A 24,622-nucleotide genomic window follows, 5' to 3' on the forward strand; every position below is an offset into this window, starting at 1 on the left:
GCGTGCGCTAGGCGCCCATGTCGTAGAAAAACTCCTCACGAACGATCTTGCCGTCGCGCACCTGGTAGAGACCCACCTCGTCCATTTTCATGCGCTGACCGCTGGGCTTGTGGGTAACGTCGATCTGGAACCCGACCACAAACCGGTCGTCGTGCGGCCAAGGGCCTGTGACCGATGCCGAATGAACTTCGTGGTTGTCTTCCCACCACTTGCCTTTGCCTCGCACGGCGTCCAGGCCTTTGGCCTCGCGGTCCATGCCCGGGGGCACGGCGGCCTCGACGCTGACCACATCGTCGGCATACAGCGAATCCAGCGCCTCGGCATTCTTGCCCTGCCGACACAGTTCAACCAGCTTGCTGGCGATCTCCATGGTGTTCATGTCTCTTCCTTTCGCGTTTGCATGGCGACGAACCGTCGCATGCCAACCGTACGCCGCCTGCCGTACAAGGTCAATCAACGGGGCCTCGTGCCTGGCGGGCAGGCGCCCATCGAATTGAATGCCCCTGTCATGCCCAGCTTGTGGCCCGTGAAGTCAGCGCAAGTCAAACGGGCGCGCATTTCGATCCCCCTTTTGGGGGAAGCACGCGCCGCGGCGCACCGGTAATCTGCGGCCATGGCCATCCAAGGATATCCATCAACCGTATCGGCCCTGCCTGGCGCCCGTGTCGACTTTCACCTGAGCAGCGATTCGCCCGGCGCCCACACCCTGACCATTGAGCGGGTGGGTGAAGAGCGTGCGCTCTACACGGCCACGGGCGTGGTGGTGGGCAACCATCCGCTTCCGGCCGATCTCTCAGGCAACCATGCGTGGCCACCCGTAGCGCTCTCGCCGGGTTTTCGGGTGCCCGGCAGCTGGGCCTCGGGCCTGTATCTTGTCCGGGTCCATGGTGAAGCCGTATTCGACTTCGTGGTTCGAGCACGCGAGCCCGGCAGCACTTCGAGGGTGCTGCTGTGCATCGACCACATCACCCCGCAAACCTACCTCTACGACACCGTTGGCGGCGCCGGGATGTACGCCAACCCGCGCGCGACACGGGTGTCGTTCGACCGACCGCTGGCGCCCATCAGCACCACGTCAAAATTCTCGCGGCTGATTCCCTGGCTGCGCGACAACGGATATGCGGTGGAGTACGCCTCTACCGTCGATCTACACGCGGGAACCCATTTGCTAGAGCCCTATGAATGCCTGCTGATCGGACCGCACGTCGAATACTGGAGCCGCCAGATGCGCGATGCCGTAGAAGGCTTCATCGCGCGCGGCGGCAACCTCATCTCGCTATCGGGCAATACCGCCTACCGCCAGGTGCGCTTCGCTGGCAGCCGCACCCTCATTTGCTACAAGAATGCGCGAGCCGATCCGCACACCGAGTTGTCAGAGACCACGGTGGCCTTTGCCCAACCGCCGGTGCATCGGCCGCCCAACACCATGCTTGGCGTGGGCTGGAACTACGGCGCCTGGGGCGGCGGAGCCCAGGCTTACGCAGTGCACTATCCGGGGCACTGGGTTTTCGCGGGCTTGAGCAGTCCCATGCCAGCCTTCATGACGTATGAGACCGATGCGGCGCCCTTCGTGATGGAAGAAGAAGGCTACCCGCGCGTGACCACCACCGAGGGCAACCCGCTTTCCACGACGGTTCTGGCATCGGCTGAAATGCACGACTGGGCCAAGCCCGGGCTGGCCACGATGACGTTGACGGTCCGCCACGGTGCGGTGTTCTCGGCGAGCTCCACCGACTGGATCGAACACCTGAACCAGCCCGCCATCGCCACCATCACCCGCAACGTGTTGAACAGGCTGCGCACCAGACTCCCCTTTGGATGGGACGAGGTGGGACATGCCAACAACGTCACCGCCATGATGACCTGGGAAAACAAGCTCTACGTCTCAGACACGGCGAACGACTTGTGGTCCCGGCACCCGGTACTGGCCGACGCGCCGTGGCGATGCATCGGCCATGCCATCGAAGTGACTGCAATGGCCGCAGATCGCGGAGCGTTTTACGCGGTGAGCCGCGGCAACATCCTGTGGTGGCGCTGGCCACGCGACAGTGAACAGGACTGGTCATCCATCGGCAGCGGTGCGCCAAACGGCACGCGCGCCTTGTGTGCGAGCGGCGGCACACTCTATGCCGTGGCTTCAGACGGCAAGCTGTACTCCAGACCCGCCACACGCACGGCCTCACACGACTGGCAGCTGGTTGCAAGGGGCCGCCTGCCCGCCACAGCGGCGATCACGGCGCTGACGTCATACAACGGCGTGCTGTATGCGGCCACCAGCACCAACCGGTTGCTGCGAACAAGCTTTGACTTTGTTGAAGAAAGCCTCCACTGGGTCGACATCCATGCCTGTACCGGCGCCCGCGGATTGGCCGTCGTGGGCGGCATGCTCTTCATGGCCGGCCGCGACAACCGGCTGCGCTGGCTCGACCTGCACCACCGCGACATGGACGCGCAGAGCGGCGCATAGCGCGCTGTGAATGGCCGGCAGCTCGTCCGGTCGACCCCAATCGTGGCATCGGATTCCAGGGCACACGCTGTGCACCGCCCTCTCCCACCGGGCAGCCCGGAACACCGCTGGCGTTTGCCATTGACGCCATCGCCATCGCCATCCATTTGATCCGGGGGCCGCATCCGATGCGCTCAAGATGTGCGGTGTTTCGGCCACTGGTTGCACCTCGACCCGCTCGCTGCAGCGGGCATAAGTACACCAAGCCCACTCTGCCGCATGAACGTCTGCTCAGAATGAACGCGAATCGGAGCCGCGTTGAAGTGACCTTTGAACCAGCCATTGAGCCATTGGCTGGCAATGCACTTGCCAGGCCGCAAGACCAGCAACGCCAGCTATTGCCTTTTCTCCTTGATCCCCCTCCAATGAATGACATTCACCCTGCGCCCGGAATGCAAGTTTTGCAGGGCTTTGTACCGCCGAGTTTGCATGCGAGGTGGCATTGCCGCTGCGGGTTAAAGGGGATGCAGGTGCCAAGGGCCTGGGTTGGGTGGGGCTGGGCGGCGCTTGGGGTCGGCAGCAGACTCGCGCAGCGACAGAAACACCCGGCATCAACTCGGCATCAACTCGGTATTGCCAGAACATGTCCACCGTCAGAAGATGGCTGGCAAGGACGCTCTCAACTTGGAGAACCGCAATTGCTTCCACTACTGTCACTTCAACTAAAAGCCCGTCGAGAGGCAAGAGGTCTAGGTCAAGAGGACGCGGCCAAATTGTTTGGCGTTGACAAAGACACCGTATCCAGATGGGAGAGGGGTCGGAGCAAGCCAGGCAGCGCCAGTGTTCTCGCTGCAATCAAAGCCGAATATGCCGTCTCTCAGAAGGATCTGGACGATTGGTTCTTTGAATGGACAATCCGAGAGTTAAAAGAAGGTGACCGGTATTTCATACGAGGGAATGACTATTTGGCAGCCTCCGGGATTGATGAATCAGGACTTCTTGCACAATTGGTTGATATAGATTTCGATCTGGTACCCAACATGAGCACTTTGGAGGAGGGAACCATTGAACAATGGGCCCCCATCTTTCAAGCAAGCCCATCGACCTGGAAACTGTTGACGCACGGGAACAAGATCGTTGGGTATTGGCATTATCTAAATCTAAAAGATGAATATTTTGATCTGGTCAAAATTGGCCAGCTAAGAGACTCGCAGATCACACCAGAAATGCTGGATCATCCCACCTTTCTTGAGCCAGGCAAATCGTTCAAGCTGTACATGGTCATGATTGGAATACATAGCACACACCGATTCATGGGAGCCGGCGGCAAGTTGATTAATTCCTTTCTCATGGAGCTGGAGAGAACCGCGAGCCAGGGCATTCTGTTTTCCGAGTTTGCAACCGTTGCCCATACGCACTCGGGCGAAGCTCTATGCAGAGATTTTGGAATGGAAAAAATCGGACACCATGCATCCCATACCAAAGCTGCGCCGGCTGAAATTTTCCACACAACGGGATCGAATGTTTCGAAAACCAGCCCGCTAAAAATCAGGCAAAAAATCGCGCAGATGTACAGCGAGCGATTCCCGCAAGCCCCTTCAAGCTGAAGCCGTGCCCAAGTCACCCCTCAACACAAACAAGCCCGGACGCCACATCATGAAAATTGCTTTCCATCTGTTCTCAATCTGTTTTGCCATTCCGGTTTTACTGGCTGGATGCTCCACACTGTCAGGCCCATCAGAACAAGGCACAGGTGAAGAATCCGTTCTGGATCAGACGGTCAAATATTTTGGGTCAACGCGCACCGTAACCTCTGTGAAGAATATTGACAACGGATTTCCATACACGACGTATGAAGCGAGAAACAATGGAAAATTTTACCATTGTGCAATCATATTCAATCGAGTGAAGTGCAAACAACCCGGAGAATGAGTTCGAAAGTCAGCAGCAGTTTCCATCAGCAATTCATCTACAACAACCACTGGGACAATATATGTACAACAAAGTCAATGCCAGTCCAATGAGATTCATCCCAAAACTGATCCTCGGTCTATTCGTCCTGACGGTGTCTGCATGTGGCGGCGGATCGGGTGATTCCCAAGATTCTGGTGGAGAAATATCGGGACTCGAAATCGTCAGCGCGGTCTTTCGAGAAGGCATTACCGGATGCCATCTGGTGGTCACCGCCAAGAACACCACAAGTCAACGGAAATCTGCAATCCTCTACTACGAAGCATTCAACAAGGCCGGCCAGGCCATCGGATACACCGTTACCCAGCAGTTTCGCATTGCCCCCAATTCAACTCAAACCACAAGCTCCCAGTACGAGCATGTTTTTCTTTCAAACGATGGCAGATTGATTAAAAGCTGCACATCCATTTCATCAATCAAATTCGTCAAAAAACAATCCATCGTCACCTGAAGCCTGCAAAGGCCGATGAAGTCCACGGTGTTTGGTGGTCAGCCCTCAATGCCGCCGAAACCGGCTGCGCCAACGCTTGCAATGCCCATATCTCTTGCACCTCGTTGCGTTGCCTGAGACGTGGGTCTTCGTTCCAGTCCTCGCTTGAGCGCCTCTCGGCAAAGGATCGCGCAAACGCTGACCGCCTGTGCGTCGCCCCTCTGGGATTTGCCGGGCTTCCTGGCCATTGCTGTGCGAGCAGACACGCGGATCACAACCAGGATCAGCTCAAAACCCGCAGCTTTTGAACGGGTCCCTGATTGCCTGAAGGATCGCTCCTTCAAAAGAACAGGCCAAAAAAGAGCCCCGTGAAGGTTCAGGGTTGGGTGCGGCCCTGATCTGCTGTCGGGGTGACACGGGCTTCGTAGTGGGCAGGTCCGCCACTGACGGTGTAGGTCATGTAACGAACGTTGCCGTTGATCGAAACGGTCAGGGTGCTGTCGGTTCTTTCAACGATGGATCCGCGGGCGCCCTCGCAATAGCCCGCGTTGCAGTAGGTTTCCCAGGCCTGGTTCACCGCCTGATCCCGAGGGTTGGGTGGCGATGCCGTGACACAGCCAGCGAGAATCAAGCCACAGACAGTGGCCAGCGGAAACCAGGCAGATCGTGTTCGCATAGGTAGCACTCCAGAGTGAAACGGAATTGGAAAGATTCGAAGCAGCGTTTTTCATTCTGCGGCAATGGGGCCAGATATGGCAACGCGCATTTCGCCCCCCCTGAGGCCTCCGGTGGTGTGCACAGGCCGGAAAGCACAAGCCCGCTGTGAAGCCTGCGCCTCGCCGCGAGCGGTGTAAGACTTCCTGCCCTCCATAGACCAAGAACGGCACCTTCGCTTTTTGACGAATGAACCGGATCACATCATGTCGCCTGGAAAATCCATCTCTGCTTTTGCAATCGCTCTGGCGCTCATGGCGCCGGCCTTTGCCGCCGAGCCCGTCAGCACCGGCTTTTTTGGCAACACCGCGATCGGCGGAAAAGACACGGTGTCGTACTTCGATGCCAGGTCGAGATCAACCCATCAGGTGATTGAAGGCGTTGACCGGTTTGAGGTCGAGCACCTGGGTGCAACCTGGCGCTTCGCCTCAAAAACAAGCGCCGACACTTTCGCGGCCAACCCGGACGCTTTTGTGCCAGAGTACAACGGGTTTTGCTCCAACGCGCTGGCGAGCGACGAAGGCTTGATCCCTACCGATGGCTCGGTCTGGGAATTTTTTGGTGGCAAGCTCCACCTTTTCTACGCTGAAAGAGGCCGCAAGCGCTGGATGGAAGGCGACTGGAAGGCCTACAACCAGGAGGCCGCCAAAGCGTGGGCCACGGTTCTCACAAAGAACTGAGGCGAAGCCAGTTTCCCGCTTGTCGATCTGCAAGGGTTTCGGGAGAATGAAAGGACAAAAGCCGATGCAGGTGGTGCCCCCTGCCTTCACGCCGCTGGCATTTTCAGACCTGTGTTTCGGGAACCAACGCCGTTGGCCCGGGCCTGCAGGCGGCGGCCAGGAACTGTGGGCGCTGAGGCCGATCCACTTCTTCTCGCCCCTCCCTTCTTCATCCCCAACCCTTCAAGCCCCAATGAACACCCAGGAACAACAAGCGATTCTTTCCATTGCCCTGCTGGCGGCCTTTGCCGATGGCAACAAGGCCGATGCCGAGCGGGAGGCGATCCGGCGCATGGCCGATTCGTTTGGCCATGAGGCTGGCGGCGCAGGACTGGCGCAGCTTTACCAGGATGTGCTGCTCAAACGCGTGTCGCTTGAAACGGCGGTACAAAGCCTGTCAGAGCCCGGCCAGAAGCAGCTCGCTTACGAGATGGCCGTGTGTGTGTGCGACGCCGACGGTCGCCAGTCGCCGGCCGAGACCGCCTTTCTGGCTGAACTGAAAGGGCAACTGGGCCTGCGAGAGGCAGACACGGCACACTTCGAGCAAGAAGAGGCGAATCTGGTGGCGGCGGCCTCCACACTGGCAGTCGTCGCTCCCGCCGTACCTGCGGCAGCGGCCGCCGCGCCGGCGAGCGGGCCGATCGCCAGTTCCCTCACCGATGCCGAGATGGACAAGCTCATTCTCAATGCCTCGCTGCTCAACGGCGCCTTGGAGTTGCTGCCCCAGTCATGGGCGTCGATGGCCATCATTCCGCTGCAGGTGCGTTTGGTCTTCAACATCGGCCAGGCGCATGGCGTGGAGCTTGACCAGGGCCACATCCGCGAGTTCATCGCAGCGGCTGGCGTGGGCATGACATCACAATACATTGAACAGTTCGGGCGCAAGCTGCTTGGCGGGCTGTTGGGCACAGTGGCAGGGCGTCTGGTGGGTGGCGCTGGCCGCGCCGCCACCGGCATGGCATTTTCTTTCGCCACCACCTACGCACTGGGCCAGCTCGCCAAACGCTACTACGCAGGCGGGCGCGTCATGAACACGGCGCTGCTTCAGCAGACCTTCCAGGGCCTGCTCTCACAGTCCAAGCAACTGCAAACGCAATACCTGCCCCAGATCCAGCAAACGGCTTCAACGCTGGATGCAGGCAAGGTCTTGGCCATGGTGCGCGGCAACGCGGCCGCCTGATTGCCCAACTGCCGGGGCCGGACGGCAAATCACCCTCGCCTTGCCGCCCCGGGGGAGCCGGTGAATGCCCCCCATCAACAACACGGCATGGCGGGTGCGGCTCCGTTCCGTTGTTAGGCCTGGTTCAGCACCTGCCGGATGGTGGCGGCCAACTCGGGGGCCACAAACTTGGCCACATAGGCGTCGGCACCGACCGATTTCACATGGGCTTCGTTGGCTGTTCCCGTCAGCGATGAATGAATCACAACCGGGATGGCCTTGAAACGAGGGTCTTGCTTGATGTTTCGCGTGAGCGTGAAACCGTCCATCACGGGCATTTCCAGATCGGTCAGCACCAGCGCAACCTTGTCTTGCACGGTTTTGCCTTCGGCTTTGGCCTCGGCATCGATCATTTGCAGGCGATCCCATGCTTCCTGACCGGTTTTGGTCATGACGTAGGGCGTGTTCATGGCCTTCAGGCCCTGCTCAATCATCATGCGCGCCACCGGCGAGTCATCGGCCGCGAGAATGATGGCTCCCTCGGGCAGATTCACAGAGGCTCCAACCGACTGCGGCGTGATCTTTTCCTCCACCGTCAACATGACGTTGCGCAAGATTTGCTCCACGTCCAGCACCTGAACCAGACGGCTCTTTTCAGCGTCGCCGTCCAGCTTGGCGATGCTGGTCACCAATGAGCCGCCTTTGCCGTCTGCAGCCAGCACATTGCCCCATTCCAGCCGCACGATTTCGTCGACTTCTTCTACCGCAAAGGCCTGGGTGGTCCGGGCGTATTCGGTCACCATCAAGATGGTGAGCCCTCGCTTGGGCACGCAACCCACGACCGCTGGCAGGTCGATCACAGGAATGATCTGCCCGCGGATATTCGCAATGCCGAGCACGTTCGGTGGCGCATTGGCAATGGCCGTGATCTCGGGCATCACCAGTATTTCGCGCACTTTGAAGACGTTGATGCCATACAGCTCGCGACGGGCTGTTCCGCGCGCCTCCCCGAGGCGGAACAGCAGCAACTCAAACTTGTTGTTGCCCGCGAGGTTGGTGCGCTCGTCGGCGTCATGTAACGCAGTGGTCATGTGGGGATGCTTCAAGTTTTTGAGACTCATTCAGGATATCGGCCATCGCCATTCGCTTAACCGAACAAGAACCCATCAAATAGGCCGCTATTCCGCGCTGAAGGCCGACCCAACGATGTGGGCCGAAGGCACCGGATGGCGCGAATTGCCAACAGCGTCCCGGCGCTGAAGGTTTCGGCTGGTGCATGTGAAAAGCCCCCTGAAGCGCACCCAGCACCTCTCCGAAGGGTAGCCATACGCCAAAGCCCTCAACCGTTTCCTGCCGGCCCGCGGCTCACGCCCAAGAGTGGTGGCCGAAGCGGCCAGGCCAACCCGCTCCCGGCTCAAGCGGCCGCAGTCTGGGCCGGCAAATGTGGCCCACGCGGTGCGGTTTTCTGAATGACACTAGGATCGAACCCATCCCCAACAAACACACCACCCCATGACCCACACCACCGAATTCCACGCACGGCCGACTCGCTGCTTCACTCGCAGTGCCCTGGTTTGCACGGCGGCCCTGCTGACAGCATCCGCCACCTGGGCACAGGAGCGACCAGCCGAACGCCCCGCATCCAGCTGGTCGACAGGGGTTTTCATTGGAACCGAAACCTCGCCCTACGACGGGGCTGATGACAACCGCCGCTACCTGCCACTGCTGGGTTTCGAGAACCGGTACGTGCGATGGGCCGGGCCGGTGCTCGACCTCAAGCTGCCTTCATCGGGTGCGGTCTCTTATGCACTGCGCGCGCGCTATTTCGATGCGGGCTACAAAGCGTCCGACTCGGTCACTTTTGCTGGCATGGACGCACGAAAAAGCAGCATCTGGCTGGGCGCAAAGGCCGAATGGCAACACCCGCTGGGCCAGCTGTCGACCGAGTGGCTGACCGATGCCGCCAGTCACAGCGGTGGGCAGCAGATCAGGCTGGTGGCCGAAAAACCTTTGCGCCTGGGCCGTTTGGCGCTGGCACCCCGGGTGGCGCTGGTCTGGCAAGACCGCGACTATGTTGACTATTACTTCGGCGTGAGGCCCGACGAGGCCACAGCCGCACGCGCTGCCTACGCCCCCAAAGCATCGTTCAACACCGAGCTCGGCCTGCGCGCTTTTTATGGTCTGACCCAGCAACAGTCGGTCTTCGTGGATGTGCATGTCACCGCACTGGGTGCGCCGATCAAGGACAGCCCACTGGTGAGCCGCAGCTCGGTGGCCGGCGTGCGTCTGGGCTATGTCTTTGGATTCTGAGCGCTTCCCGAGACGCTCCAGATGGCATGCGTGGACAGGCCCACCCCCTGGCTTCCCCGTCTGCGCCCGCCTGACCAAAGCAGCCGCAACACCCGGAAGCAGCCGTTCGAAATGAAATGAACAGCAACCCACTGCCCGCGCCTGACCATGGCGCCTCCAGCATGCCCAGCAAGACACACCCGTCCCGCCAGCGCAAGTTGATGAAGAAGGCCTTGCCGGGTTTGCTCTTGTGCCTCTGCGGACCAGCCGCCTGGGCCCAGACCAACAGCAGCGGATCGGGCGACAGCGCCAAGGCGTTCGTCAATTTCAACAACAGCCCCCCGCGCAAGTACCAGCGCTGCACGGGCTCGACCAAGGCGTTTTACGAAAGCGAACCCGGCGCAGAAAAGTCCAGACTCAGCGCCCGGGCCTGCCGGAAGTTTTTGACGCATCTGGGCTTTGTTCTGAACAGCCTGCCCGCCCATGCGCGCGGCGCCTACCGAGACACCAATTTTTTCCTGATGCTCGGGGAGACATCGACCCAGGGTGGACACAAAAGCGGGATGCGGTTTGTGACCCGCGGCTCACGGCTGGCGGAAAAGGGCTACGACCCGCGCTGGGAAGACGGCATCGTGGTTTACAGCACCACCAACCTGATGTACCTGAGCGAGCTGTGGACGCGCAAAGCCATCTTGCATGAAATGGCACATGCCTGGCACTTGCGCAACTGGCCGGTCAAGCATCCGCCGCTCATGAGCGCCTGGCAAAAAACCCGGGCTGCCGGGCTTTACCTCAATGTGCAAGACCTGGCGGGCAAGTCCATTCCCAAGGCCTATGCCACGGTCAACCAGCTTGAGTACTTCGCCGAGCTGTCTGCGGCGTATTTTGTCGGCATCAACTACCAGCCTTTTGACCGCGCCGGCCTGGCGGCCTACGACCCGGTTGGCTCAGCGGCGGTGGAGGCCATGTGGGGGTTGCGCTGACCGAACGCCGCGAGCAACGCAGCACACCCTCAAAGGGGGGTGGATTCGCGTTCTGCCAGCGTTCCGCCAGATATCGCTGCGGCGCTCCGGTGCCCGGACGGACCCCGTGGTTTCGCGCAGGCCACAGCACCGGGCCAGGCAGCTTTCAAAGCCTGTGACAAGATTCCTTCACAAAAAAGGGTGCCCCCCGAGGCACCCTTTGCTTGGAAACGTGAGACCGGTCTTACTTGTCGTACTGGGCGATCAGCGCCTTGGCCTCGGCCACGAGTTTGGCACCGTCGACGTTCTTGGACTGCATGTCCTTGATCCACTCTGATTCCACCGTGGCGGCGGTGCTGCGCCAGCGCTGAACCTCGGCGGCGTCGAGTTCGCTGATCGTATTGCCGTTCTTGACTGCAAGCCCTTTACCGACTTCGTCGCCCACGTCCTGGGTGCGGGCGATCATGGCGCTGAATTCGGCACCCGAGTTGTCATCGATGACCTTCTTCAGATCGGCTGGCAGCTTGTTGTAAGCCCCCTTGTTCATGGCGACCACAAAGGTGGTCACATACAGCGCGCGGTTGCCAGCGAAGGTGGTGTGGTGTTTCACCAGCTCTTGCACTTTCAAGGCAGGCACCACTTCCCAAGGGATGGTGGTGCCATCGAGCACGCCTTTGGACAACGCCTCGGTCACGGCAGGCACCGGCATCCCCACAGGCGTGGCACCCAGCTTGGTCAACATGCTGTTGACGACACGTGTGCCACCGCGAATCTTCATGCCGCGCAGGCTTTCCAGACCGGTCACCGGTTGCTTGGTGTGGAACAAGCCTGGGCCGTGGGTGTGCAAGGCGAGCACGTGAACGTCTTTGTATTCGTCCAGAGCGTTTTTCTGAACGTAGTCCCACAGCGCGCGGGAGGTCTTCTCAGCCGACAGGCCGGCCATGAATGGAAGCTCGAACACCTCAGACTTGGGGAAGCGGCCCGGGGTGTAGCCAGGCAGCGTCCAGACGATGTCGACGATGCCATCACGGGCCTGATCGTAGAGCTGCGGTGGCGTGCCGCCGAGCTGCATGGAGTTGTACATCTGAACCTTGATACGGCCCTTGGAATCTTCTTCAATCTTCTTGGCCCATGGCGCCAGCGCCTTGGCAGGAACCGTTCCCTGAGCGGGCAGGAACTGATGCAAACGCAGGGTGACCTCCTGCGCGGAGGCACCCAAACTGGCCGATGCAGCCAGAACGAGGGAGGCGATCTTGAATTTCAACGTACCCATGCCAGTCTCCAATCTGAATTTAAACCCATGAGCGCGGTTGGCGAAGGCACCCACCGGTCGCTGCTGAATTGGTTATCGTTTGTAATCATTTAGCCGATTTCGGAACATACGTATTTACCCTTTGATGGATGGAGCGAAGCGGTCAGATCCCATCTGAGGGCTTTGGCCCAGGGCTCAAGGTGCCGGGCTTGTCGGACTTGCCGGGACGCAACCCTATGCGTTCAAAAAGGCCGTAGGAGTCGGGGAAAATCACCTCAGGGGAGGCTGCGGCTGACGATCACAGCCGGCATGGTGGATACTCCGGGGTGTAATTTGATGTGATTTCTACACCAAGTGCTTTCACAGGCTCACCACCGCCAGGAGTTGTATGGAATTCGAAGGTTTCTTGAAACAGTACTGGCCGCTCATCGCGGTCGCCATGTGGTTTGGCTACAAGTGGTGGAACGCGCGCAAGGTGATGGCCTTGTTGCCCGAACTCAAAGCCAACGGCGCAATCCTGGTTGATGTGCGCTCTGTAGCGGAATTCGCCAGCGGCAACGCCCCCGGCTCGCTCAACATTCCTTTGGGGGAATTGGGCAATCGCCTCCAGGAGATTCCGAAAACGGCGCCGGTGGTGCTTTGCTGTGCCAGCGGAACGCGCAGCGGCATGGCGAAGTTGTTGCTGAAGAAGAACGGCTACAGCCAGGTATTCAACATCGGAAAATGGAGCAACCTGCTGCGCTGACCGGGCTTGTTCATGGCGGCGCACACCCACTTCCTTGCAAGGCCATACCAACGAACGGATAAAAGCCGGGAGACGGCCTTTATCCCAGCGTCGGCAGGAAACGCCCTCCACCCCAAGGCAAATGCATTTCCCTCAAAAAGTACATGCATTCGCGCTGGCCGTCATTTGACAACCCCCGCCCAAGGCGTAAAATTATGTAACGACGTTGTCCTTTTCCCATCTGCAAACCCAACCGCAGTGTAGGCGTCGTGTTCAATTTTTTTTGGAGAAACCTATGCGAATCCTTTCAAGCCTCGAAATACGCCACGTTGCAGGCGGCAGTCAATGTGGATGCGCCCGCAACAACGGATGGGGAAACGGTGACGATGCGGCGCCAGGTAATTCGCTGACCCACAACCGCGCAGAAAACAACGTCAGGCCAGGCGCCGCCCAAAACGTCAAAGGCACCCCCGCCCAACCGTTGACCCTGGAAGATGGATGCGCCGGCATCCCAGAACCCCAGGTGCCCTGAAGCAGACTGAGTGCAAAGAAGCGGGGCCTTGAGCCCGCTTCACCCTGAAAGGCGCAAACGGCGATGCCGATTGCGCTTTTTTTCGCCTGCGTTGAGCGGCCACATGAGGATGGGCAGCGGCCCGCGATCTGCACCGTCGCAGGACCAGACGCCTGTTCAACAAGGTGGGCCGGTTGCCGATCGATTCGCTCAAACGGGCCCGGTGTTCAGAGCAGCCCGAAGATCACTGCGCAAATTGAGCTTTTGCGCTCAGGTTTTTCGCTCAGACTGCCGATAAGCCAGAGGTTGCGCCCGTTGCCTTGCCGGGCTATGGCGCTGAAGGCACCGACGTTGTGTCCGTGATCCACTCCACTGTCTGAACAGGGTCTGTCCATGAATTTTCTCTCCCACATCAGTTTGGGTCGGCGCTTGACGCTGGGGTTTGGTGTCGTTTTGACCTTGCTCGCCTGCGTGGCCATTCAATCGCTGATGAGCATTCGCAGCTTGAACCTGGCGCTGCAGGAGGTGGTCGTCACCGGGGGGGCCCGCAGCGCCGCTGTCACCCAGATGGAACGCAGTGCAGACGGCTTCATGTCTTCGTTGCGCAACCTTCGCGGGGCCGAGTTGTCCCAGGGCGAAGTCCTGATGAAGAGTGTGCGTGACCGCTGGCAGACCTATGTGGCATCAGAGAAGGCTGTGCAGGAAGCCCTGCCAATGGAAGATGCAAAAGTCTCGGCCATGATGGCGGCGGTGAGGCAACATGCTCTGGAGAGTTTTTCCATCATCCAGCAAGGTGAAAAAGAAGGTGAAGGCCGAGGCGAGACAGCGGTCTTTTTCGCGATTTCAATCGCCATCACCCAAGATGCCGAGAAGCTGTCGACCCGGTTCGATGCATGGTCAGACGCCCTGGTCGCACTCGCAACCTGGGAGATTCAAGCCGAAAAGGAGGCCGCCGATCAAGCCACCACTGAGTCCAATGCACAGCAGTGGCTGGTGCTGGGAGCCAGTCTGGCAGCGTTGTTGTTTGGGGCCTTTACCTCGTGGCGCATCACACGGGATGTGACGCGAGGGTTTTCCAACGCCGTGACCGCGACGGAGCGCTTGGCTCGACACGACCTGTCATGCCCGATTGACACGCAGTTCACGGGCGAGCTGGGCGTTCTGGCCCGGTCCCTGGAGGCCATGCGGGTGGCGCAACGGGAATTGGCCATGGGCGTACACAGAGCCTGCGACGATATCGCCACGGCCAGCGCCGAAATTGCCCAGGGCAGTCAGGATCTGAGTGGCAGAGCCGAACAAACCGCGGCCAACATGCATGGTGCCATCCACGCGCTCGACCTTCTGCATAGCTCGGTAGACCAGTCGGCCGAGTCGGCCCATTCCGCCAACGCCCTGGCCACCGAAGCGCAGACGGCAGCTTCCAGAGGTGACCATGTGGTTGGCCAGGCCGTGGCAACCATGGACGAGATCGACGCGGCTTCACGCAAGATTGCAGAGATCACCGCCATCATCGATGGCATCGCCTTTCAAACCAACATCCTTGCCTTGAACGCGGCAGTAGAAGCCGCTCGCGCAGGTGAACAAGGCAGGGGATTTGCCGTTGTTGCATCGGAGGTGCGCAGCCTGGCCCAACGGAGCGCCACCGCCGCTAGAGAGATCAAGGATTTGATCGAAGCGACCCTGGAACGGGTGGTCGCGGGCAGCGAACACGTCAAGCGCGCCGGCAGTGCAACAAGTGAGATCATGGCCTCGGTGCAAAGGGTTTCCGCCACCATCGCATCGATCTCAGGAGAGGCAACGCAGCAACGCCAGGGCATTGGCCTGGCAAACGCGTCCGTCAAGCAGCTTGACGAGGGTGCGCAACAAAATGCCGCGCTCGCAGAGGAGTCGGCTGCGGCGGCAAGCTCGATGCAATCGCAGGCAGACCGTTTGAAAAAACTGGTTGAGCAGTTCAAATTCGCCTGAGCATCTGACGCGTACCCTCGCCCGCCATCCACACCAAAGAGCCGATCCCTTCGATTCGATAGAGGCCCGGGAGGATCTCTCTGGCGGAGCCAATGCCGGGTCGCTCCACCGTGTCCCGGCGGCAAGGCGCTGCGGGACGCTCAGCAGGCGCTTGCAGCAAACCGCGCCGCTGATCGCCGCACCCATGTGGCTTGCCTGCCATTGCGGTTGCGCACGACACGGCAACGAGACACCGGCTTTGGATCGGTGGATCAGCGACTCAAGCTGCGCAGGTAGGCCGTCAGGTCGGCGGCCTGTTGATCGCTCAATTCCAGCGGGCGCAAGATGCGCTCGCCGTCGGTGTGCAGCCGCTCTACCGGCAATTCGGAATAGTGCATGACCACATCGTCAAGCCTCGCCAGGCTGCCGTTGTGCATGTAGGGCGCAGTGTGCGTCAACTGGCGCAGGCTGGGCACGCGAAATTCACCGAAGTGGCGCGGTTGCAGCGTGACATGGCGGGTGCTGACGGCACGCGGGTCCTGGACTCCCGCATCGTTGAAGCCGCCGAGTCGGTTGTAGGGGCTGGCCAGCAACTTTTCCAGGCCTTTGTAGCGCCCTGCGTCGACACCCCCGGGTACAAAAAACGGAATGCCGACGTCGCCAAATTCGCCATTGGTAAAACTCGGACCGGCATGACACACCGTGCACCGGCCTTCGCCGAGAAACAGGCGCAAACCGCGTTGCGCGGCCAGGGGGTATGACGCGGCGCTGGCCGCATCGCCGCGAGACAAGGCATCGCGAAAGTCATCAAACGGCGTGCGCTCAGAGACCAGACTGGCCTGGTAAGCGGCCAGCGCTTTGCCCAGATCGACCACCAGTGTGGCGTCGTCAACAGGGAGTGCCTTTTGAAACGCTTCGCGGTAACCCGCGGCGAGCTCGGGTGTGCTGCGCACGCGCTGCGCGAGGGCGGGTACGGTTTGCTGCATTTCTCCGTCTGACAGCAGCGGGGTGAGGCTGGCCGACCAGAGGGAGTCATGGGCGCCGTCCCAGCCCAGCCAGCGCCACTGGGCGACGTCGAGCAGGCCAGGCGTGTTGCGCTGCCCTGCTGTGCGGCCCACGGCGGTGGTCAGGCCATCTTGAAAAGCCCGGTGGGGTTGATGGCAGCTGGCACACGCCAGTTGCTGGCCGGCAGAGAGGCGTACGTCAAAAAACAGCGAGGCGCCCCAAGCCTGGGCGCGCGTTTGATTCAATACGCGGTTGGAGGCATCGGGCCTCGGCTCGGGCGGCCAGGGGCCATGCGCAGCGATCTGGGCGAGCTCGGCGGGGGTGAAATCAAGCAACGCCTCGGGCGGCTTCGTGACACCGCTGCCCGACCCCGCAGCGAAAGCCACGAAGGCAACACCTGCCACGCCCACAGCCGCCCACCGGAGACATCGCACGGTCCGGCGAGACAGTTTTGATCGACCGCTCTGGCTCACTTCAGGATGACTGAAGGGGTGAGTCGGTGAGCCGCGCCGTCCAGCCGGGTATCCAGCTTGAGTTCCCAGCGCCCCGCCATATGCCAGAGCATGCCATCAACACGCCACAGGCCTTCACCCAGGGGCTTGAAGCTGGGTTTGTAGTTCATGCCATGGCGGTGATCGGGCATGGAGGCATCAACCCCCTCGAGTTGGGCCGCCGCCGGACACAACTCGAGCATCAACACAAACGGTTCGCCCACTTGCACAGCGGCGGGATCGGTCACCCATCGGGCCTGCACCGGTCCCGCACTGGAAAGCGAATCCGGTATCGGGCATTCGGCCTGGGCAGCCCATGCCGCAGACAGCAGCGTCAGAGCCACCGCGCATCGGGGCAACCAGCAACGGGCTTTCAAGTGGTGCCCCCCGGTTTGAGCGCCATCGATGCAAACAGCGCCTCGCCATTGCGGTAGCCGATGCGCTCGGCGACATCGCGCGGAAGATCGGCGAGCCAGGCTCGCGTCCAGTTGGCGTGTTCGACCACGTAGTACCAGCGCTCGGGGGTGAAGGTATCGGTACCGACCATGAAGCGATCGGGATAGGCCATGAAAGCCTCGCGCCAGCCAGCGTCAACCTTGCCCTGGGTGGCGTGGTCGCTGCGAAACGCGAGATCACACCAGAGGTTGTTGTGTTGACCAAGCATCGCCCGCACCTTCGCCGGGTCATCAAAACCGGAGTGCGCCCACAGAATGCGCGCACCGGGATCCTGTTTGAACTGGCGCTCGATGGCGTCGGCGTCGGAGTGCGAATGCAGAAACAGCTTGTGTTGTTTGGCCAGCTGCACCACGCGGCGCATCACCGGAAGATCGGCGTCCTTGCCGTAGATGTGGTACTCGCCAATTGCCACATAGGCGTATTGGGCCAAACGCTGTTCCAGCATGGCCGGCACGGTGGCGTCGTGCATCCACGAACCCAGTTCGCCACGCTTGCGGTAAGGCCGCAACGAAGGCAGGATCAGATCCGGCGCCTCCTTGTAGAGCAGCTGGGTGCCATCGTCGCTGCTGCTGGAAACCATGGCCCGCATGAGACCGGCCTTGCGCAACAGGGCCACAGCCTCTTTGGGTGGCAGGCGCTCCCATGCGTCGTGGCTGTAGTGCAGATGCGCATCAAAAATGGGCATGGGGTCCGCGTCGGCCGCCCGCAGTGGGCCCGACGCCACCAGGCCCGCGGCGGTGCCCAGCATCCATCGGCGGCGGTTCAGTGGCATGGTTTCAATGGCGCTTGGGTGAACAGACATGCTGGCTCCTGACGGGTGGATGGGCGCGTTGGCGGGGCAAAAACGTTCGAATGCCACATGGTAGGGAAGTTCCAGAACCCCTGCTTCGCGGTCTGCCGGAGTTTCGCTTCTTTCGAAGCGGCATTTTCAAGGAAACCCGCTGCGCTGCCGGCCGGTTTGGCGCGTTACTTGCTTAACCGGAAAGCATGAAGTCATTCATTCGCATTGCCGAAGTATGGAAGCCTGCCGCCGATGGCAAAAGGCTGGTGTTGTCGAGTGGCTTGTTTCCAGAGGTTCCTGCATTTGAGGCCATCACCCGCGAAATGGTTTTTGCCCGCGGCGAAGGACTGCCAGGCCGCGCCTGGGAAGCTGGCCACCCGTTGATGCTGAATGAACTGGTGGGCAGCTACTTCAAGCGCGCTGCGGCAGCGCGGGCAATTGACTTGACCTGTGCGGTGGCCTGTCCGCTGTTCCAGGGCCATGAACTGCGGTGCGTGGTGGTGTTTCTGATGGGGGGTGCGCCATCATCGGTGGGCTCGGTGGAACTGTGGCGCAACGATTCCCGCCTGCCTGCCGACATGCACCTGGTGACCGGGTACTTTGGCTCATCCCCACAGGCTGCCGCGCTCGAAGCACTCACGCTGAATGGCTGGCTGTCCCGTGGAACGGGCGCCCCAGGACTGGCATGGCAACAGCAGGAGGCTGTCTGCATTCCCGACATCGCCACTTCAAAACACTTTTTGCGCAAGGACGAAGCGTTGGCCCTGGGCATCGGACGCGCACTGGCCATTCCCCTGAACGTGACCGCCTCCAGTTCCTGGGTTCTGGCCTTGCTGTCGGCAGCCAGCGCGCCCATCGCGCTTCGCGTTGAAATCTGGCGAGCCAGCGAAAGCCGCCCTGGCAACCTGTCCCGCACCGCAGGCTTCTGTGAACGCCTGGGCCCGCTGCCAGCGGGGGAGCGCCAGTCACATGCGGTCGAAGCCCTGGGGCCCATTGGCACGGCATGGCGCACCGGACTGGCGCAAGCCGACAATCAACTGGCGGCCCTCGCGGCGAATACCCGGCAGCCCGCCCTGGCAACCGCCAATGCATCGGGCCTCATCGCATTGCCCGTGCTCAGCGACGATGCGGTGACCGAGGTCGTCGCCTTGTACTTTTAGGGCTCTTGCGATGGGTGGCCAAATGGCCACGCATTGGCACTGCGGCCGCTTGCGCAGGCGCCGTCCCGGCGTAGACAATGGGTTGAACACCCCCAACCCAGGAGTCCAATTTGTCTCGCAGGAAAACGCTGAACCAGACCGACACCGTGAGCGATCCAGAAGACGCGCCGAAGCCCTCACCGGTGTCCACCCTCATCAGTCAGGCGCTCCTTCCCTTGATCGCCAAGGTTCCAACGTCAAAAGAAAGCCGCAGCAACACGCCAGTCGACGACGCACGGAAAACGGCCAATGCGGCAGCGGCCAAGGCCGCGGTCACAGCGGGCACGCTGGCGTTGCCTCCGGGCGCGGTGGGCTGGCTGACGATACTGCCGGAGATGATGGGTGTCTGGAAGATCCAGAAGCAACTGGTGGCCGACATCGCGGCCCTGTATGGCAAAGAGGCCACGCTGACCCCTGAGCAGGTCATGTATTGCCTGTTTCAACACACGGCAGCCCAGGGCGTGCGCGATCTGGTGGTGCGGGTGGGCCAGCGCACCCTGGTGCGCAAGGCATCGCCCATGCTTATCGGCACCTTGACGCGGCGCATCGGCGCGCGGCTCGCCCAACGGGCTGCAGGCAAGGGCATGGCGCGCTGGTTGCCGATCGTGGGCGCGGTGGGCGTGGGCGCCTATGCCTACTTTGACACCGCGCAGGTCGCGACCACCGCCATCGATTTGTTCGAGGGCGTGATCGAGGTCGACGCGATCGAAGTCGACGGGTAAACAGGCTACAAACGGCCTGGCCCACATCGGCACAGTCCATACCCTGTCCGAGCTGCGCGCACGCTAAGGCCCCATGGGCGATCGCCCAGCCCAAAGGCGCGCCCTCAACCGAATGGCCATGCCACCTGTTTTCTGGCACTCTTGCCCTTCACCGAAGTGTCCAGCGGCCAGGCCAACTCACATGAACGCGGTGCGTCACAGCGCGTCGCTGCGACCGGCTTTGTCAAAGCCCTGGACGCACACAGGCTCTAAATCCGGCGCGCCACGCAACCACCGACTGGACACATTGCAAAACACCGTGTGCCACGGCGAGCGCGGGACCCGGTGGGTGTGCTGTTCGTGGTGCCGGGGATCGACAAGACGCTGCGGGTCAACGGGCGCCTGTTGGTGTCGACCCACGGCAGTGAGTGGCAGTTGTGCCAGGAAGGCCCGCCCCCCCAAAAACGGGTGACCCGCGTCGCGGTGAAAAGCGGCTGCTGGCACTGCGCAAAGGCATTCATGTGCCCGGACCTCTGTGACCCAACCAGCCAGGTTGATCACGCCGCCGTGATGCCCGGCATGGGCGAAATGCTGCGCGACCCACTGCGGGAGTTTCATGGCGCCGAGGCTCACACCAGAACCCGGTCGGAAACGGCCGAGCGCGACCCAAATGCCCTTTGAGATGGGGACGGGAAAAGCGGAATGGCCCCCTGCAAGGGCGCCTTGCATGCAAGATGCTTCCACCGTGCAGCGGGGTTGAACAACACAGGGCCTGTGCCAGAATTCCGGTACACAAGACACACCCCATCAAGAGGCAGCAGGCGTTCCCATGATTCAAGAGCAAGCCCGTTTCACGCCCTGGTCCAGGCCCCTTCAGGTGGCCCTGCGGGTCTGCGCAGCGGCCTCACCGTTGCTCGCTGAGGCCGGCCTCTGCAAACAGGTCGGGCCAGACGGCAAGGTGGCTTTCAGCGACACACCCCCTGTTTCAGGGTCCTGCCAATCGATGGCACACCGGGCACCAGCTCGCCCGCCGTCGCGAAGCGCTTCTCCGACTATGTGCCAGGCAAGCGGCGCGCGCGCTGACGCGCCCTGACGCGCCCCGTGCCCCAAGAATTCCCGTCAACAAGAATGGCCCGCCGCAAACGCCCGCACCACCATGTTTATGTGGTGGAACTGTCAAAAGACGTTTTGCTTGAGGCCAGGTTCAGGCGCTGCAACCCTGGCTACATCGACGGCAAACCTTGCGTCTATGTGGGCATGACCGGGCTTGACCCCGACGTGCGCTTTGACAAACACATGGCGGGTATCCAGGCCAACACCTATGTCACAAAGTACGGCCTGCGCTTGCTGCCCGATCTCTATGAAGGCTTCAACCCGATGGCCTATGAGGCGGCCCAGGAGCGCGAGGTTGAGATTGGCATCGATCTGCGATCGGCCGGCTTTGGCGTCTGGCAGGCCTGAGCCGCCTTGTTCACAGAGGCTCTCCCGCCGACCGACCCAGGCACAGGCACACGGGTCGGCCTTCGGCAAGCCCCGTTCACGCAGCCAGAGGCAACGCGGGCAGCGCCTCATGAGGGTAAGCAGCCGCGCGACCCTGGAACGCCAGAATATGGGGCTTTTGCACCACGCCCGCATCGATGTTGATGGCGCGACGAATGGTTTCGTTGGTCTTCCAGCTGCCAGGGCCACCAAGCACCACGTGCATGTAGACCACCATCGCCGCCGAGATTGAGCGCGATGCGCTTTCCCAGAGAAAGTTGGGCGTGTGGTCAACGGCGTAGTAGTCCACCTTGCCCACCTTGAACATGGGCTTTTGAAAGGTGGTCGGCTTGGCGAAATAGAAGCCCATGCCCAGATCGCAACTCACATCGATGATCAGGCACCCAGGCTTGAGGCAATGCGCCTCTTCTTCGTTGACATACATGAACGGGTTGCCGGTGTCCTGGTAGGTGCCGTTGATGATGATTTCAGACTCGGCGATGAGCTCGGTGAGCGGCCGTGACGTGCCATCGTGTTCCACCACCAACATGCGTGCTTCGCCTGGCCCGCCCTTCTGGATACGCACGTAGTGGCAGTCGAGAATCTCCTCGCGCACTTCATGGTCAGGACGCTGGATACAGATCGTGATATCCCGAAATCCATGTGCCTTCAGAGCGTAGATGGCACCACGGCTCACGGCGCCAAAGCTGAAGATGATGACCTTGCGCTGGTTGCCGTAATGCCCGTCAATACCCTTGAGCTGCAGGGCATGAAGCACCGCACAGTAGCCAGCCATTTCGTTGTTCTTGTAGAAAGTATGGCGCCCCTCTTGCCCTGCAGGGCCCCAGACATACATGTCTTCGAAGGCAATCAGGGTCTGCTTTCGATCGATACCTGCCTGGGTGATGGCGCGTTGCTGGGCGCAATGCACGTAGCCCCACATCACGCCGCCCACCTTCAGCTCCTCCAGGTCAGCGAGCACAGGTTTGGCAACAATAACGTTGCCCATATCGGCCAGCAGAGCGTGGCGGGTCGCGACGCCACCCGCAAGATGGGACAAGTCGGCATCCGACACATCAAAAGGTTCGCCATAACCTTCTTCGAAGACCAGCCGACGGCGCATGGCCTCTGGCAAGCGGCACAAATGGGCCGGGTGTAAGGGGACGCGTTGCTCATCGATTTTTCTGGACGTGCCTATCACGCCAAATGACAATGGTTTCATGGGATTTCCTGACAGATCGTTGGAATGGAGAGAGCCCAGCAAACAGCGCTCGCAGGTTGAGTCTGTGAACCGAGGTGCCGGGAGCAAGAGGTGCAGCAAACCTGGCACTGAAGCACAGGGGCTGCCATCTGAAGGAAGGCGATACAGGGGAGAAGCGCAACGGCTGCGTAGCCGAAAAGCGGCGGTGACGGCGCTGCCTATGCGCCGTCAGGCCTCTGCCCGTTGCCTGATGAACGGGCCGAAGAAGCCAAAGGTCACTATACGCCCACCCTGATTTGCAGGGGGCCGCCCGTCTGGCAGGGCCATGCACGGCAGGGTGAAACGCTCAGCCGCCCTGTTGAATCACGAAATCGAGCGCCGCGACGATCGAAGCCACTTGCGCCTCAACGCACTGCTCAGGCGTGGCCCGCGGGCTGTCGGGGTAGACCTCGGTGGTGGTGGTGTAGCGGGCGCCGGTGATGCCCGCGCAAAGCCCCAGCGACTGGAAATCGTAATGAATGACCCCGCGCGCCACCATGGGTGAGCCAATGAGCTGGCCCCGGTGGTCGGGCAACGCAACAGGGGTCACGCGCTCCACCGCATCAATGATGGCTTGTTGAAACGCGGGTTGCGGATTGCGCGAGTCATCGACCAGGTAAAACCCGTCGGGAATGCTGCCTGCTTCAAAGGCCAGGCCATCTCGCGCAGCCAGGGCGGGGCGAAACTCGGTCTCATCGGAATCGGTGGTTTCATGCAGATCAATGTGGGCCTGCAGTTGCCCTTTGTATGCACCCACAAGCGACATCAAAGCCGCCGACTCCGGCGCGGAACCGGGTTGGCGAAAAGAGCGGTTGGGGTCTACCGCATCCCGGTTCCAACGCTGGATGTGTTCATAGGACCAAGGACTCACACACGGGACCACCAGCCAGTTGACCCGCCCGCTGTACCCCTGAGCGCACTGGTCGAGAAATCGCAAGGCCCCATGCACACCACCCGTTTCATAGCCATGCACACCGCCAGTGACCAATACCCCAGGCAAACCCGCCACCCATTGCGGGCTTCGCACCGCACGCAAGGGGTAGCGGTCTTCACCGCACACCAATTCACCATAGGTCAACACATCGAAGCGCCCTTGCATCGGGTCAATGGCGCGCAACACATCCGCTTCATAGCTGCGGTGGCGTGTCTGACGCGTTCGCCAGGCGAGGCGCTCCGCATCGCCCCAGGGCAAGCCCGGAACACCAATGACCGCGGGCGAAGAAACGGGTGGGCTCTTCATTGCCTGGCAACGCGCTGGCGAAGGTCTTTCAGTTTCGCCTGCAAGCGCTGTTGATTCGCCGCGCCCATGCGGATCAAGATCTTGCGGCCCGCCGATTGGGCTTGCAGACCCGGGTCCACAAACTCGTAGCGCACCCATGGCCGCAGCGAAGGCACCGAACCTTTGACCTCCACCAGCGTGACCGCCGGTGGCTCGGCAGGCACAGGCGTGGCGATCAGGTGATCAAGCACCTGCACCAGCCGATCGTTGAAGTAGCCATCGGGGAAACCCAGATCTTCGTAGGCTTGTTGGAACAAAGGATAGAGCCCCCGGTAAACCGCCACAGCCTGCGCAGAGTCCACTGACTCGATCAGGCGAACCATAGGTGCGTAACGCTGGCTGTTGGCAGGGTGGATGGTTTCAACGCCATTGGGACCAACCTGCGTAGAAAACCGCTGCGGCGTGGGATTCACAGGCCACAACCGGGAGGCCGCTTGCGACCGCGCTAGGTTGTCGATCGAGGCAACGCTCTTTCTTACAAAACCATCAACCTGCAAATAGGTCAGCAGGTCTTTGCGGCTGAAAAGAGTGGCCAGCTGCTCCTTGACGATGCCGTCGGCATCGGCCAGTTCAGGCAGGGCCACTGGCTCCGCACCGGCAGGCTCGGGCGTCAGCGCTTCTATCGGATTTTCAATGGCAGGCGGCTCGACCAGCGCCGGATCTGCCGGCAATGAAGCGGTGTCATCGGACGAACTGGCGGGCATTGTCACCGGGGCTTCGGTTGCGGTGACCGGTACCGGCTGAGGCTGGAAATAGCGCCAACCCTGGTAGGCGGCCAGCGCCAGCAGCGCCAGAACAACAAGAATAAATGGCAGTCGGGATTTTGATGAATTCATGGCCTCGTCAACTTGGTCGGGTTGGGGACTTTCC

At 61.0% G+C, this 24,622-nt stretch carries 24 protein-coding genes; 14 read left to right on the forward strand and 10 right to left on the reverse strand.

Annotated features, from left to right (window positions below; genetic code table 11):
• Positions 1-7: 7 nt before the first annotated feature.
• Positions 8-379: a nuclear transport factor 2 family protein gene (locus LPB072_RS17600; protein WP_066085746.1), complete on the reverse strand. Its 372-nt coding sequence runs from the start codon at positions 377-379 to the stop codon at positions 8-10.
• Between the two features lie 234 nt (positions 380-613).
• Between LPB072_RS17600 and LPB072_RS17610 the strand changes: the two genes are divergently transcribed.
• From LPB072_RS17610 to LPB072_RS17620, 4 genes are all read left to right on the forward strand, one after another.
• Entirely contained in the window at positions 614-2,467 is a 1,854-nt protein-coding gene (locus LPB072_RS17610; protein ID WP_066085740.1) for a N,N-dimethylformamidase beta subunit family domain-containing protein, read from the forward strand.
• A gap of 302 nt (positions 2,468-2,769) precedes the next feature.
• Positions 2,770-4,053, forward strand: a complete 1,284-nt coding sequence (locus LPB072_RS23250) for a helix-turn-helix domain-containing protein (protein ID WP_157694110.1) — start codon at positions 2,770-2,772, stop codon at positions 4,051-4,053.
• A gap of 49 nt (positions 4,054-4,102) precedes the next feature.
• Positions 4,103-4,378, forward strand: coding sequence for a hypothetical protein (locus LPB072_RS23540; RefSeq protein ID WP_157559349.1), 276 nt, complete (start codon positions 4,103-4,105; stop codon positions 4,376-4,378).
• 61 nt (positions 4,379-4,439) lie between these two features.
• Positions 4,440-4,868, forward strand: a complete 429-nt coding sequence (locus tag LPB072_RS17620; protein ID WP_066085735.1) for a hypothetical protein — start codon at positions 4,440-4,442, stop codon at positions 4,866-4,868.
• A gap of 355 nt (positions 4,869-5,223) precedes the next feature.
• Here LPB072_RS17620 and LPB072_RS17625 read toward each other — a convergent pair whose 3' ends face one another.
• Positions 5,224-5,523, reverse strand: coding sequence for a hypothetical protein (locus tag LPB072_RS17625; protein ID WP_066085732.1), 300 nt, complete (start codon positions 5,521-5,523; stop codon positions 5,224-5,226).
• A gap of 244 nt (positions 5,524-5,767) precedes the next feature.
• On the opposite strand from LPB072_RS17625, the gene LPB072_RS17630 reads away from it, so the two are divergent.
• Positions 5,768-6,241 (forward strand): YHS domain-containing (seleno)protein, encoded by a 474-nt coding sequence (locus LPB072_RS17630; RefSeq protein WP_197508853.1) that lies wholly within the window; start codon positions 5,768-5,770, stop codon positions 6,239-6,241.
• A gap of 232 nt (positions 6,242-6,473) precedes the next feature.
• Positions 6,474-7,460 (forward strand): YcjF family protein, encoded by a 987-nt coding sequence (locus tag LPB072_RS17635; RefSeq protein WP_066086341.1) that lies wholly within the window; start codon positions 6,474-6,476, stop codon positions 7,458-7,460.
• A gap of 113 nt (positions 7,461-7,573) precedes the next feature.
• On the opposite strand, the gene LPB072_RS17640 is transcribed toward LPB072_RS17635, so the two are convergent.
• Positions 7,574-8,530, reverse strand: coding sequence for a chemotaxis protein (locus tag LPB072_RS17640; RefSeq protein WP_066086339.1), 957 nt, complete (start codon positions 8,528-8,530; stop codon positions 7,574-7,576).
• Positions 8,531-8,951: 421 nt separating this feature from the next.
• Here LPB072_RS17640 and LPB072_RS17645 point away from each other — a divergent pair, with 421 nt between their 5' ends.
• Complete coding sequence (locus LPB072_RS17645) at positions 8,952-9,749, forward strand: MipA/OmpV family protein (protein WP_066085730.1); 798 nt, start codon at positions 8,952-8,954, stop codon at positions 9,747-9,749.
• Between the two features lie 116 nt (positions 9,750-9,865).
• Entirely contained in the window at positions 9,866-10,711 is an 846-nt protein-coding gene (locus LPB072_RS17650; RefSeq protein WP_066085728.1) for a hypothetical protein, read from the forward strand.
• Between the two features lie 223 nt (positions 10,712-10,934).
• On the opposite strand, the gene LPB072_RS17655 is transcribed toward LPB072_RS17650, so the two are convergent.
• The gene (locus tag LPB072_RS17655; RefSeq protein WP_066085725.1) at positions 10,935-11,963 is read right to left on the reverse strand and encodes a TRAP transporter substrate-binding protein; all 1,029 of its coding nucleotides are present in this window, start codon (positions 11,961-11,963) and stop codon (positions 10,935-10,937) included.
• Positions 11,964-12,330: 367 nt separating this feature from the next.
• Here LPB072_RS17655 and LPB072_RS17660 point away from each other — a divergent pair, with 367 nt between their 5' ends.
• Complete coding sequence (locus LPB072_RS17660) at positions 12,331-12,687, forward strand: rhodanese-like domain-containing protein (protein ID WP_082876724.1); 357 nt, start codon at positions 12,331-12,333, stop codon at positions 12,685-12,687.
• Between the two features lie 883 nt (positions 12,688-13,570).
• Complete coding sequence (locus LPB072_RS17670; protein WP_066085719.1) at positions 13,571-15,142, forward strand: methyl-accepting chemotaxis protein; 1,572 nt, start codon at positions 13,571-13,573, stop codon at positions 15,140-15,142.
• 251 nt (positions 15,143-15,393) lie between these two features.
• On the opposite strand, the gene LPB072_RS17675 is transcribed toward LPB072_RS17670, so the two are convergent.
• The 3 genes from LPB072_RS17675 to LPB072_RS17685 all read right to left on the reverse strand — a co-directional run bounded on the left by LPB072_RS17675 (position 15,394) and on the right by LPB072_RS17685 (position 17,875).
• Entirely contained in the window at positions 15,394-16,512 is a 1,119-nt protein-coding gene (locus LPB072_RS17675; RefSeq protein ID WP_157694109.1) for a cytochrome-c peroxidase, read from the reverse strand.
• Positions 16,513-16,595: 83 nt separating this feature from the next.
• The gene (locus LPB072_RS17680; protein WP_066085712.1) at positions 16,596-16,994 is read right to left on the reverse strand and encodes a hypothetical protein; all 399 of its coding nucleotides are present in this window, start codon (positions 16,992-16,994) and stop codon (positions 16,596-16,598) included.
• The gene (locus LPB072_RS17685; RefSeq protein WP_197508854.1) at positions 16,991-17,875 is read right to left on the reverse strand and encodes an amidohydrolase family protein; all 885 of its coding nucleotides are present in this window, start codon (positions 17,873-17,875) and stop codon (positions 16,991-16,993) included. Before LPB072_RS17685 ends, LPB072_RS17680 begins: the two co-directional genes overlap by 4 nt.
• Before the next feature lie 185 nt (positions 17,876-18,060).
• Here LPB072_RS17685 and LPB072_RS17690 point away from each other — a divergent pair, with 185 nt between their 5' ends.
• The 4 genes from LPB072_RS17690 to LPB072_RS17705 all read left to right on the forward strand — a co-directional run bounded on the left by LPB072_RS17690 (position 18,061) and on the right by LPB072_RS17705 (position 21,215).
• Positions 18,061-19,014, forward strand: a complete 954-nt coding sequence (locus LPB072_RS17690; protein WP_066085706.1) for a hypothetical protein — start codon at positions 18,061-18,063, stop codon at positions 19,012-19,014.
• A 110-nt stretch (positions 19,015-19,124) separates the two neighbouring features.
• The gene (locus LPB072_RS17695) at positions 19,125-19,775 is read left to right on the forward strand and encodes a hypothetical protein (protein ID WP_197508855.1); all 651 of its coding nucleotides are present in this window, start codon (positions 19,125-19,127) and stop codon (positions 19,773-19,775) included.
• A 330-nt stretch (positions 19,776-20,105) separates the two neighbouring features.
• Positions 20,106-20,435, forward strand: a complete 330-nt coding sequence (locus tag LPB072_RS17700) for a PNPOx family protein (RefSeq protein WP_157559350.1) — start codon at positions 20,106-20,108, stop codon at positions 20,433-20,435.
• Between the two features lie 447 nt (positions 20,436-20,882).
• Positions 20,883-21,215 carry a hypothetical protein gene (locus tag LPB072_RS17705; RefSeq protein ID WP_066085700.1) on the forward strand — a complete coding sequence of 111 codons (333 nt, stop codon included), beginning with the start codon at positions 20,883-20,885 and terminating at the stop codon, positions 21,213-21,215.
• Positions 21,216-21,291: 76 nt separating this feature from the next.
• On the opposite strand, the gene LPB072_RS17710 is transcribed toward LPB072_RS17705, so the two are convergent.
• From LPB072_RS17710 to LPB072_RS17720, 3 genes are all read right to left on the reverse strand, one after another.
• A complete protein-coding gene (locus LPB072_RS17710) occupies positions 21,292-22,455 on the reverse strand; it encodes a N(5)-(carboxyethyl)ornithine synthase (protein WP_066085697.1) in 1,164 nt (387 codons plus the stop codon).
• 325 nt (positions 22,456-22,780) lie between these two features.
• The gene (locus tag LPB072_RS17715; protein WP_066085695.1) at positions 22,781-23,713 is read right to left on the reverse strand and encodes a M14 family metallopeptidase; all 933 of its coding nucleotides are present in this window, start codon (positions 23,711-23,713) and stop codon (positions 22,781-22,783) included.
• Positions 23,710-24,588, reverse strand: coding sequence for a DUF3014 domain-containing protein (locus LPB072_RS17720; RefSeq protein ID WP_066086331.1), 879 nt, complete (start codon positions 24,586-24,588; stop codon positions 23,710-23,712). Before LPB072_RS17720 ends, LPB072_RS17715 begins: the two co-directional genes overlap by 4 nt.
• Positions 24,589-24,622 lie beyond the last annotated feature (34 nt).

The organism is Hydrogenophaga crassostreae (assembly GCF_001761385.1).
Lineage (GTDB): Bacteria > Pseudomonadota > Gammaproteobacteria > Burkholderiales > Burkholderiaceae_C > Hydrogenophaga > Hydrogenophaga crassostreae.